General features: G+C 38.7%; 9 protein-coding genes. 4 read left to right on the top strand and 5 right to left on the bottom strand.

From position 1 onward, the window contains the following. Positions 1 to 219: 219 nt before the first annotated feature. Complete coding sequence (locus WKH56_RS27705; RefSeq protein WP_342837071.1) at positions 220 to 3,708, bottom strand: peptidase G2 autoproteolytic cleavage domain-containing protein; 3,489 nt, start codon at positions 3,706 to 3,708, stop codon at positions 220 to 222. A 305-nt stretch (positions 3,709 to 4,013) separates the two neighbouring features. Between WKH56_RS27705 and WKH56_RS27710 the strand changes: the two genes are divergently transcribed. Then, complete coding sequence (locus WKH56_RS27710; protein ID WP_342837072.1) at positions 4,014 to 4,805, top strand: FxLYD domain-containing protein; 792 nt, start codon at positions 4,014 to 4,016, stop codon at positions 4,803 to 4,805. Positions 4,806 to 5,052: 247 nt separating this feature from the next. On the opposite strand, the gene WKH56_RS27715 is transcribed toward WKH56_RS27710, so the two are convergent. Together WKH56_RS27715 and WKH56_RS27720 are read right to left on the bottom strand one after the other, a co-directional pair. Further along, the gene (locus WKH56_RS27715) at positions 5,053 to 5,394 is read right to left on the bottom strand and encodes a hypothetical protein (RefSeq protein ID WP_342837073.1); all 342 of its coding nucleotides are present in this window, start codon (positions 5,392 to 5,394) and stop codon (positions 5,053 to 5,055) included. A 126-nt stretch (positions 5,395 to 5,520) separates the two neighbouring features. After that, positions 5,521 to 5,703: a DUF8096 family protein gene (locus tag WKH56_RS27720; RefSeq protein WP_342837075.1), complete on the bottom strand. Its 183-nt coding sequence runs from the start codon at positions 5,701 to 5,703 to the stop codon at positions 5,521 to 5,523. A 202-nt stretch (positions 5,704 to 5,905) separates the two neighbouring features. Here WKH56_RS27720 and WKH56_RS27725 point away from each other — a divergent pair, with 202 nt between their 5' ends. Genes WKH56_RS27725 through WKH56_RS27735 form a run of 3 tightly spaced genes read left to right on the top strand, consistent with a single transcriptional unit; the run spans position 5,906 to position 8,244 of the window. Then, positions 5,906 to 6,439, top strand: coding sequence for a hypothetical protein (locus tag WKH56_RS27725; protein ID WP_342837077.1), 534 nt, complete (start codon positions 5,906 to 5,908; stop codon positions 6,437 to 6,439). 17 nt (positions 6,440 to 6,456) lie between these two features. Beyond that, positions 6,457 to 7,140 (top strand): hypothetical protein, encoded by a 684-nt coding sequence (locus WKH56_RS27730; RefSeq protein WP_342837079.1) that lies wholly within the window; start codon positions 6,457 to 6,459, stop codon positions 7,138 to 7,140. 18 nt (positions 7,141 to 7,158) lie between these two features. Then, positions 7,159 to 8,244 carry a hypothetical protein gene (locus WKH56_RS27735; protein WP_342837080.1) on the top strand — a complete coding sequence of 362 codons (1,086 nt, stop codon included), beginning with the start codon at positions 7,159 to 7,161 and terminating at the stop codon, positions 8,242 to 8,244. 102 nt (positions 8,245 to 8,346) lie between these two features. On the opposite strand, the gene WKH56_RS27740 is transcribed toward WKH56_RS27735, so the two are convergent. Beyond that, positions 8,347 to 9,651 carry a GH25 family lysozyme gene (locus WKH56_RS27740; protein WP_342837082.1) on the bottom strand — a complete coding sequence of 435 codons (1,305 nt, stop codon included), beginning with the start codon at positions 9,649 to 9,651 and terminating at the stop codon, positions 8,347 to 8,349. Positions 9,652 to 9,696: 45 nt separating this feature from the next. Beyond that, positions 9,697 to 9,996 (bottom strand): phage holin (locus tag WKH56_RS27745; RefSeq protein WP_342837084.1); only part of this gene is annotated, 300 nt, incomplete at its 5' end.

A 9,996-nucleotide genomic window follows, 5' to 3' on the forward strand; every position in this document is an offset into this window, starting at 1 on the left:
CGTACACTACCTATTAGAAACCTTCAATAACTGATTTATTCCAGAAAAAATACGAAAAGATATAGCAAAGCAATTTAATGAAATTCTATGTATTATTCATAAGACTTTTTAAACCCATAAAATTTATACTTCCATGTAAACAAATTTAAAAGTGAACACCCTCATTGTAAAGTAAGCAGGGTGTTCTTAGATAGATTTTATATTAGGTGTTTTTACTAACTAGGAAGTTAGCAGCTTTCTTTTTTGCTCTTGAAACTCTTCTTCAGTAAGGTAACCTTGTTCCTTAAACTCGACTAGCTTACTTAGTTTATCTATAACACTGTTTTGCTGACCTGCGCTAATTAAAACTAAAATTTGATTTGTCCCTGTACGCTTAATCACACGATATCCGTTAGCCGAATTAGTTGCGATTCCTTCTGCATTTGGCATACAATACCCATTAACTTGACAAGAGCCATCGTCTCGAACTAGGATTTTACCAAGCAAGCCAATTGCTACCCATTCAGGACGATTTAAACGAGAGACATATATCTCATCGGGATTCCATTCTGGATTTAGAATAGGTTGTCTTTCTGTTCTCTCAGGAACGATAATGTTTCCCTGCGCATCTGTTTCAGCGGGAATTGTAACATCATGATGTTGAACTCTTCCCCATTCGTCAGTAACAAATCTTCCTTTCCAACGCATTTCTCCACTATCGCCTATAATACTAGGAGTAGCACTTGTAACACCTAATATATATGAATCCGCGCTTGTTGCTTTTCGTACCTTGTTCCCTTCTATCGTGACAAAGTATCCTACATCAATAGGGTTTCCATCTAGGGTTTCAAACATTTCTGCGTAGTCCGCACCGCCCGGAACAAAAGCTCCATCTACAAACATGTTTCCACTCGAAGCTAACCATTTCGCTCCCAGCCCTCTACTGATAGGGGAAGTTCCATTACCGATAAACCAAGAATTTGCTTCAGTTGCATCACCATACCTTCCCATTATATGGGCATTATCGAATCCTCCTGTGCTCGTATTAGTCCCTTCCGCATGAGAATTATTACCATTAGCTATCGTCATGGACCCTTCAGCGTGTGAACTAAATCCACTCGCTGTTGTGCTACTTCCTTCGGCATGCGAACCCATCTCGAAAGCATTAGTATTTATTCCTTCTGCATGAGCCCCCCATGCTGTAGCTCTTGAATTATCACCTTCGGCATGAGATGCAAATCCTTGCGCTAGTGTTATATTCCCTTCCGCATGAGAGCTAGCACCGCTTGCTGTTGTATTATATCCCTCCGCATGGGAGTCTATCCCACTAGCTATAGTAGACTGGCCTTCCGCATGCGCATGTGAACCGCTTGCTTGCGTTTGAGATCCTTCAGAATGTGAGGCTATTCCACTTGCAATAGTTGAGCTGCCTTCGGCATGAGAGAAGTCTCCAAGTGCCCTAGGACCTGAAATAATTGAGATATTTGGTGTTCCTCCTTCAGCATGGGAAGCAAATCCACTCGCTGTTGTTCCAACCCCTTCTGCATGTGCACTACTCCCATTGGCTAAGTTAGAGGCTTGATTCCCTACAGGATCTACTGCTCCTCCTTCCACATGAGAAGCTCTACCACTCGCTGTATTACCTTCTCCTTCCGCATGTGCATTCGCACCCTGTGTTGGATCTACTGCATTTCCTGTGATAGTGTTAAGGCCTTCTGCATGTGAATTTTCTCCATAGGCCCTGGATCCGGCACCTTCTGCATGAGATGCCTGACCTGATGCAATCGTTTGTGCCCCTTCTGCATGTGAGAAATCTCCTGATGCGAATGTAGTACTACCTTCTGCATGCGAAGCGGTTCCACTCGCTCTACTTTCGATTCCTTCCGCATGCGAAACAATCCCGGTAGCCTGTGATCGCTGCCCTTCCGCGTGAGATCCTGTTTGTGTAGCTCTACTAGATAGTCCTTCTGCATGCGAAGCAAATCCATTCGCCTCTGTAGCTGACCCTTCTGCATGGGATGCTTCTCCTCTAGCTCTACTAAACTCTCCCTCTGCATGAGCACTAATTCCTTGTGTTGGATCACTGCTATCTCCAGCTGTACTACCAAATCCTTCTGTATGAGAAAAATTCCCATATGCGCCTGTAGTGCCTTCTGCATGAGAGGCTCTTCCAAGGGCAACCGCACTTATCCCTTCTGTATGAGAAAAATCACCTGATGCGATTGTGGCATAACCTTCTGCATGAGAGGCAAATCCATTCGCCCTTGTTCCAATCCCTTCTGCATGTGCACTACTTCCACTGGCTGAGTTGGGGGCTGGATTTCCTGCTGGATCTACTGCGCCACCTTCCGCATGGGCTGCTCTCCCAGTAGCTGTATTTCCTTCCCCTTCTGCATGAGCATTTAGCCCTTGCGTAGGATCTAGTGCATTTCCTGTGGTCGTTTGAAACCCTTCTGCGTGAGAATTTTCTCCAAAAGCACTTGTTTGTCTACCTTCGGCATGAGCACCTTGTCCAATTGCAGCTGTAGTAATGCCCTCTGCATGAGATGAAATCCCGCTAGCTGTGGTAGATTGCCCTTCCGCATGGGAGGTAAATTCACTAGCATTGGTACCAAGCCCTTCTGCATGAGAAGCCTGACCACTTGCTATCGTGTTAATCCCTTGAGCGTGTGAGCTATCCCCTTGTGCTTGAGTGCCGTTTCCCTCTGCATGGGAAACGGGGCCACTTGCCGTTGTATTGAATCCTTCAGCATGAGTAGCGAATGCACTGGCCGATGTCCCTTGTCCCTCAGTATGAGAAGCGTCTCCACTGGCTGAAGTCTGGAACCCTTCAGCATGGGCAACAAACCCACCTGCAGTTGTATTATTGCCCTCAGAGTGAGCATTGGTACCACTTGCCGTTGTACTTTGCCCTTCCGCATGAGAAACAGGTCCGCTAGCCGTTGTTCCACTTCCTTCCGCGTGTGAAACATCTCCACTTGCAATAGTATTTACACCCTCTGCATGAGATGGGCTTCCACTTGCCGTTGTATTAGCTCCTTCCGCATGAGAAGCATCTCCGCTTGCAATTGTACTCAATCCTTCCGCGTGTGAAAAACGCCCTAACGCTTGAGGTCCCGGAGTGGAAGTAATATCTAAAGTTCCCCCTTCCGCGTGTGAAGCTTCTCCCATGGCTATTGTTCCAAGCCCTTCCGCATGGGAACTAGTACCACTAGCTAAGTTAGGAGCTAAATTTCCTAAGGAATCTACAGCTCCCCCCTCCACATGAGAGGCTCTTCCTGTAGCCATGTTATTTTCACCCTCTGCATGAGAAGCAATCCCGCTTGCTGTTGTATTGCTACCTTCAGCATGTGCTATATCAGCTGAAGCTACTGTTTGATACCCTTCGGCATGGGAAGCAATTCCGTCTGCAATTGTATTACTTCCCTCGGCATGAGCTGTATTAGCAGAAGCTGAAGTTTGAAAACCTTCCGTATGGGAAGCAACTCCTCCTGCAATTGTGTTACTTCCTTCAGCATGGGCTGTATTACTTGAAGCAACTGTCTGATATCCTTCCGTATGAGCTGCTACTCCAGATGAAGTGGTACTACTTCCTTCAGCATGAGAAGCAATGCCATCTGCAATCGTATTACTTCCTTCAGCATGAGAAGCGATGCCATTTGCTGTCGTATTAACCCCTTCAGCTTCCGAACAGGAGCCAATTGGATTTTGATTACATTCGTTTGCCACTAATATCTCTCTCCTTTTATTTTTCAAATTCATTTAACATCATAAAATTCATTTTGATAAATCCTTATATTCTATTCCGCTTAGGAAACAGAGTATAGACAAGCATCCTATCTTCTGGCTAATATGTACAATTCAGTAAATATATCCTAGAAAAAATCTATAAATATATTATGTAATTTGGAGTATTCACTAATTTCTATTTTTCAAATATGAACATGACAAGAAATATGTCTTGCATGTTCTTTTTTTAGGCTTATAATGTTATTTGTCAATACAGGAAAATTTCACTAAAAGGGGGTTGTGTGATGAAAAAAATGCTAGGCGTAACATTGTTATCATGTGGTTTGGCACTTGCTGGTTGTTCAAATGATACTGAGAAAGAAACGACAACCAAGCCAACAACAACTAATGAACAACAAGGGGATAAAAAAGAAGAAGTAAAACCTGAAAATCTCAAGATTACAAATAAAAATGAAGTATTCCACACATATGAGAGTGATGGAGAAAAGAAAGTTAATTATTCTGCAATCATCCAAAATGATAGCAAAGAAATTGTAGATGTTTCTGAAATCAATGTCACTTATCTTAATAAAGATGGTACTGTTATTGGTTCTACTGTTGATTCTACAGCGTTTGCTTCTCCTTCTGTTTTAAAGCCTGGTCAAAAAGCTTATATAATAAATGAAACAGACATTAAACCTACTGATGAAGTTGATAAAGTTGAATTGGCTGTAACGCCTGATATTACAGCGGAACGTGCAACAGAACTTCCAGTTTCCGGTGAAGTTCTTGATGTAAATGAAGATAACACTTTTATGTCTCTAACCGGTCAAGTAAAAAATACAACTAAAACACCTGCTGATAATGTAGATGTTGGCGTAGCTATCTATGATAAAGATGATAATTTGATTACTACGGCCTACGGTCAAGTGCAAGACACGGTGAACCCTGGTCAAAAGCTTCCTTTTGAAGCTCAATCTCCTTATTTAAACTTCAATACGGTAACGAAACCTGACCATTATGAATTTTTTGCTTTCAGCTATAAGTACCCGGAAGGAACAGCTGGTGAAGGCGGCGATGGTGAAGTAACAGAATAAAAAGACTTGTATTTGAAAGGTGGTGATTCCATGTCAAAAGAATGTCAATGTAGCTCATGCGGTAAAATGGTTGAATACTTGGTAGATAACGGTGTTTGTCAAAATTGCTTTGATGATCAGGAATAAAAAAAGCCCTAGTAATCTCTTGTAGATTGCTAGGGTTTTATTTTCAAAGAATTATAACTTTGAATGAAAGGAAAATGATTATGTAATTCCGCTCTGTATATTGTATACAGAGCAACAATAATTAATAATAATAAGTTGTATATGAATAATACGGATCGTAATAGTATGGATCATAATAGTATGGGTAGCCGTAACCATAGCTATATGGATAAAGTAATGAGCCAGCTGCTAATCCCGCAAGAAATGGTGCACCAAAAAACGGTCTGCCGAAAAACGGTCTGCCAAAAAACGGTCTGCCAAAAAATGGTCTGCCGAAACCGAATGGGCGTCCAAAACCAAATGGTCTACCGAAACCTCCAAAAGGTCTTCCAAATCCGCCGAACGGTCTAATTCTTTCATCTGCATCACTTGCATAAATTTCTTGAGGATTTACTTCGGGTAAAAATTGTACTTCTGAATTCATTTAGAGTAACCTCCATTTATTTTTTATTCAAATAAAGCATATGCATTTACCCATATACCTTCTTGGGTGAATACCCCTATTTGATAAAAAATTGTAGGCCCTCTTCAATCAGAAAGAGCTGTTATATTAAATATTCTTTTTCATCCCACAACTAGTACATTCGCGTAGAAACTTACCGCCACCTACACTACTCTTAAATTTCACTCCACCGCAGTTATCGCAACGACCTGAAATTTTGTCTGGTAGATCAGCGTATTCATAAATCTTTGTTACATCTATATTTGCGTATTTGTCTTCTTGGTTTTCCATATTCTTAACTCCTTTTAACAATCCCTCTAAACGTCATAGCGGAAAAATTTGAACCTAAATTCAGTCTAAATAGACAGCTATTTAATTATAGACTAACTTTCACATAAAAAATTATATCGAATAAAATAATATGAAAGACGTGTATTAATTGCTATAATTGGCATATACTTTGTAAATGACGGATTGAAAAGGAGGATTGTATATGCGCACTCATGTTGTACATCTTTATGAAAAAATCGGCAGTGTAGCTACCAATTTCACAAACTTTAGCGAAAGCTTATTTACGCTGGGTTCCTTTCCTGTAATAGCTATGGTAACCAATAACTCATTGGAGTTACCTAGCCGTCAAACCTTAATTAAACAATTCAATCTAAAGCCATTTGAAATTATTCAAGGGCATTTTGATTTATTTATTAAGAAATCAAATTCTTTAGATGTTTATTTAAAAGATATAATGTTTACAGATGAGATTGAAATAGATCTAGAGGAAGCAATCGAAGAAGCTCTGAGAAACAAGGACTACGATGAGTTATATGATTTAATTAAAGAAGTCCGGGAGGAGCATACCGATATTTTTTCTATTTCATTCATATACGAACAGAAATTATACCGAATGACCAAGTACGCTGTTGCTGAGGTTTTGGGAGAAACAAATGATATACCTAATATTATAGTACAATCGCCATTGTCTTTAATTGCGGGATTAAAAAAATTCCCTTCCTCAAATACTCACTAGGGAGGGGTTTTTTATTTATGCCTAAAGCTATGTTTTTGACACAAACGATAAATTACATAACTTTATACTTTATATTTCATTTTTGGAATGACTCAACTTGGTACCAAAATAAAGAAAAAGAAATTGCTTTTATCGTTGCTACTTACTTGCTATCTTTATTAGTGGGCTGGTTTGCATGGTTACTACGTCCTATAAAAATTGAAATCAAGCAAACAAACAATGTTGGTAGTGATATATCTCAAACTATCATACTAAATCAACACGGGGAAACTAAAACCGATCAGAGTTTAAGAACAATAAAGCTAGAAGTTAAAATTAGTAGGAGAAGAAGTATATGGTGGTGGCTTTTAATTAAGTGGATTAAAGCACGTAAGTTAGCAATTGAAGTGGAGCCTGTACCATCGGGAATGCTTTTACAGGCTAATGAACGCTTTCAAGTATCTGAAATCGAAAGTTCAAATTATGGATTTAAAATAGAGTTAAGTACCCTTCTTGTTCAACTCTATAATCAACCTGGTACCTTTTCTATTGGAAAAACATATTTATATTCTGTGACAGAACATGAAGATATAACTATCCCCTCGAATTTATCTTCAATAGTAAGCCCGTACATAAGTATCAATTCTAAGCCAATTAAACTTTTAAACTTACTTATCAATCATAAAGTTGTAGAACACGAAATCAAATTTTTCAAAAAATAGAAAAAGAGGTGGTCAATCTTGGCAAGAGGAAGAGCAAAAACAAAGATTAAAGAAGTACGTTTATCTGTTTGGGAAATAGATAGCTCTATAGCTCTGGAAGGTGTAATTGATAATTTAAGACTAGATTATAATTTACCTATCAGTTACTTAGCAGATAGAGCTGATTTACAAGAAAGAGACAAAACTTTAGAAAACGGATGGCATCCAGCAAACGGAGAAACAGACTTTTCTATTAACTCTTTGAATATAGCTAATACAGATATTCGCTATGTACATGCTTCAGGTTATTATGAAAAAGCAGAAAGTGAACAAAAAGCAGTAATAAATGTTAATGGAACCAATAATACCGTAGTACCAAGACATTTAAGAGTGTTTAATCGTTCATGCCCAACTGTCTTTTTTGAAATTGAATCAAAGGTATATGCTCTGGTTGAAGTATCAAACAGTGAAGAATCTAGAGTAAGATCTGTGCTATTTGGTCAAGGGCGTGGGGACAATAAAAAAGAAGAGTGGAAAAAAATAAACTATAAAGAAATTTTACAATTTTCTTGGGATAGTCAATTCTTTTACTGGCTTTTATCTAAAATTGGCTCTTCTTTCTCCCATGAAAGTGACCCTGAATATACAATCTCTTTACTAGATGTATCAGCTGTAGCACAGTTAACCACAGAACAAGAATATGATAGCACTAGTAAAGGAGCCAATGTGCTCGGATCATTACCAGCGCTATCAGGGTTAGGAACTAATCAAAGTGTATATGAAGCTGGTTTTGCTTTTCAATTCCCTAATATGACTTTAACTTTAAGAATGTCGGATAACTCCACATGTTTCATAAATTCTAGTGCATCTAACATTATTGGAGAAAATGGAGAGTCTTTAAATATTGAACAAGACTACGTACGTGTTGTATTAACAATATACGGCATACTCCTACTGACATTAAAAAGAAAGTATAATAGTGATGTTGCCAACCGACTGTGGACAGTAAGTCAAGAACAGTTTCAAAGAAAAAATTGGGCTTTATATGTTATACGTGAACTCTGTGAAGAGAATGATATATCATTAGATGATGTAAAAGGAATCCTTCCAGAAAGCAATAATTAAAACCCTCCCTTCTTCTATATGAAGAAGGGTTTTCAATTATAACCTTTAGATTTCAAAACAGCCTATAATTTGCTCTTTTTTACATTCTAAAAGCTCCCTTTCTCATTTATAGTACCATCCTTTTAAATCAAGGAATTGGCGAACCTTCACCAGTTGTAAACCACTTACTGTAATTTCAGCACTTGGATTCCCTTTTGCATGAACGTTTAACTCACTGTCGATTCCTTCACTTTTTAAGAAGGCACGAAATTCAGCTTCCATTTCCTTGTTTAAACCGCCTGTAGTTAAGGTTACAGGTAGCGGTTCAACCTGATTAGCCATTACAAAACCACCAGGAACGGCCCACGCTTTGACGCCTTCTGTATATCCGTATACAGAAAAAATTGTATTTGCGGCAATTACTTTCTGCTTCTCAGCTAGATTTGAGTATTTATAAACACCTGCAGCTACTTTTGTCTTCACCTGGAATGAATATTTATCACCTAAAGATGTTACTTTTGGTAAATCCTCTTCTTTTGGCTTGTTAAGTGCTTTAATTAAATCATCAATTTTCGCAAGTGTTTTCTCTCCAACAATACCATCATCAATCAAGCCGTTTGCCTTTTGGAATGCTTTTACTGCAGAAACCATTTCATCACCATATGAACCATCATCGCCGTATTTTGAAAGCGTGTAGCCCAATTTCATGATCTTTTGCTGCAGCTCCTTCACACCTAAACCTGAATCACCTTTTCTATATGAGCTTGGCGGGTTTGCATCCCCAACGACAACAACACCTGAATCAATTGATTTTAAAAAATTAAGATCCATTTCATTAATGTCTACATTTCCGGAAATACCTTTAACTTTCCCTGAATCAGTATATTGGAACATGGCCCACGTTTTCCATATTATGGAAGAACCAGGAGCATCAAAACCTTGCACACGTTTTGAACCTCCCGCATAACGCGCCACCCACAACGGATATTTTGCCATAGCACTTGTAAAGTTGTTCATGAAAGAGTAGCTCGTGTAAAGGATAGGTGTAATTCCTGTTTTCTTCTGCAAGTAGTCCATCCATTTAAGAGCGAATGCATTAACTTGTGATTTAGATTTACCTTTGTTTTCTTCCAGGTCTAAACAATGCGGTAAGTCAACTTTCATGTTACCTAGTTTCTTTAAAAAGAAATTCACTTCTTCAATCGGATCATTGTTTGCATGTGCATAATGATAAAAACCAACGCGCAACCCTGCATTTTTAGCGCCTAAATAATTAGAATATGCTGTTTTGCTCAGAAAACTTGTTCCTTCTGTCAACTTGATATATACGCCTTTTACGCCATCCATCGCTACTTTTGTCCAGTTAATTTTTCCGTTGTGGTGTGATACATCAATAACCTTTACATTTTTCGGACTTCTCTTTTGCATCTTAATTCCTCCCTTTTAATTAGAAAAGCCACTCATAAAGAGTGACTATTTTTTTAATCCTTCACGTTTTAAAACAGCTTTTTGAGCTTGCCCCTTTTTAGTAACGTAGTTGTTTTTAAACCAAGCCCACGCCGCAAGTGCAGACGTTACAAGCGTAGAAATTACTGTATATGTGCCTTCTATTTGTTCTTCTGTTAAAGGTAACGGAACTTGATTACAAGCCACTAAAATTTGATTGAGTAACGCAACAAAAAGAAGCACGGTTCTGATGATATGCTCCCCTAAAGGTAGACAGATGAAATAAAAAATCTGTTTCCTTTGGGGGAGTATTTTTATATGGCTAAA

This window comes from Priestia sp. SB1, assembly GCF_038898415.1.

Bases quoted from the DNA above. Each gene is read 5' to 3' on its own strand.
- WKH56_RS27715 (WP_342837073.1), bottom strand. From the start codon at position 5,394: ATGAATTCAGAAGTACAATTTTTACCCGAAGTAAATCCTCAAGAAATT.
- WKH56_RS27740 (WP_342837082.1), bottom strand. From the start codon at position 9,651: ATGCAAAAGAGAAGTCCGAAAAATGTAAAGGTTATTGATGTATCACAC.
- WKH56_RS27725 (WP_342837077.1), top strand. From the start codon at position 5,906: ATGCGCACTCATGTTGTACATCTTTATGAAAAAATCGGCAGTGTAGCT.
- WKH56_RS27720 (WP_342837075.1), bottom strand. From the start codon at position 5,703: ATGGAAAACCAAGAAGACAAATACGCAAATATAGATGTAACAAAGATT.
- WKH56_RS27730 (WP_342837079.1), top strand. From the start codon at position 6,457: ATGCCTAAAGCTATGTTTTTGACACAAACGATAAATTACATAACTTTA.
- WKH56_RS27710 (WP_342837072.1), top strand. From the start codon at position 4,014: ATGAAAAAAATGCTAGGCGTAACATTGTTATCATGTGGTTTGGCACTT.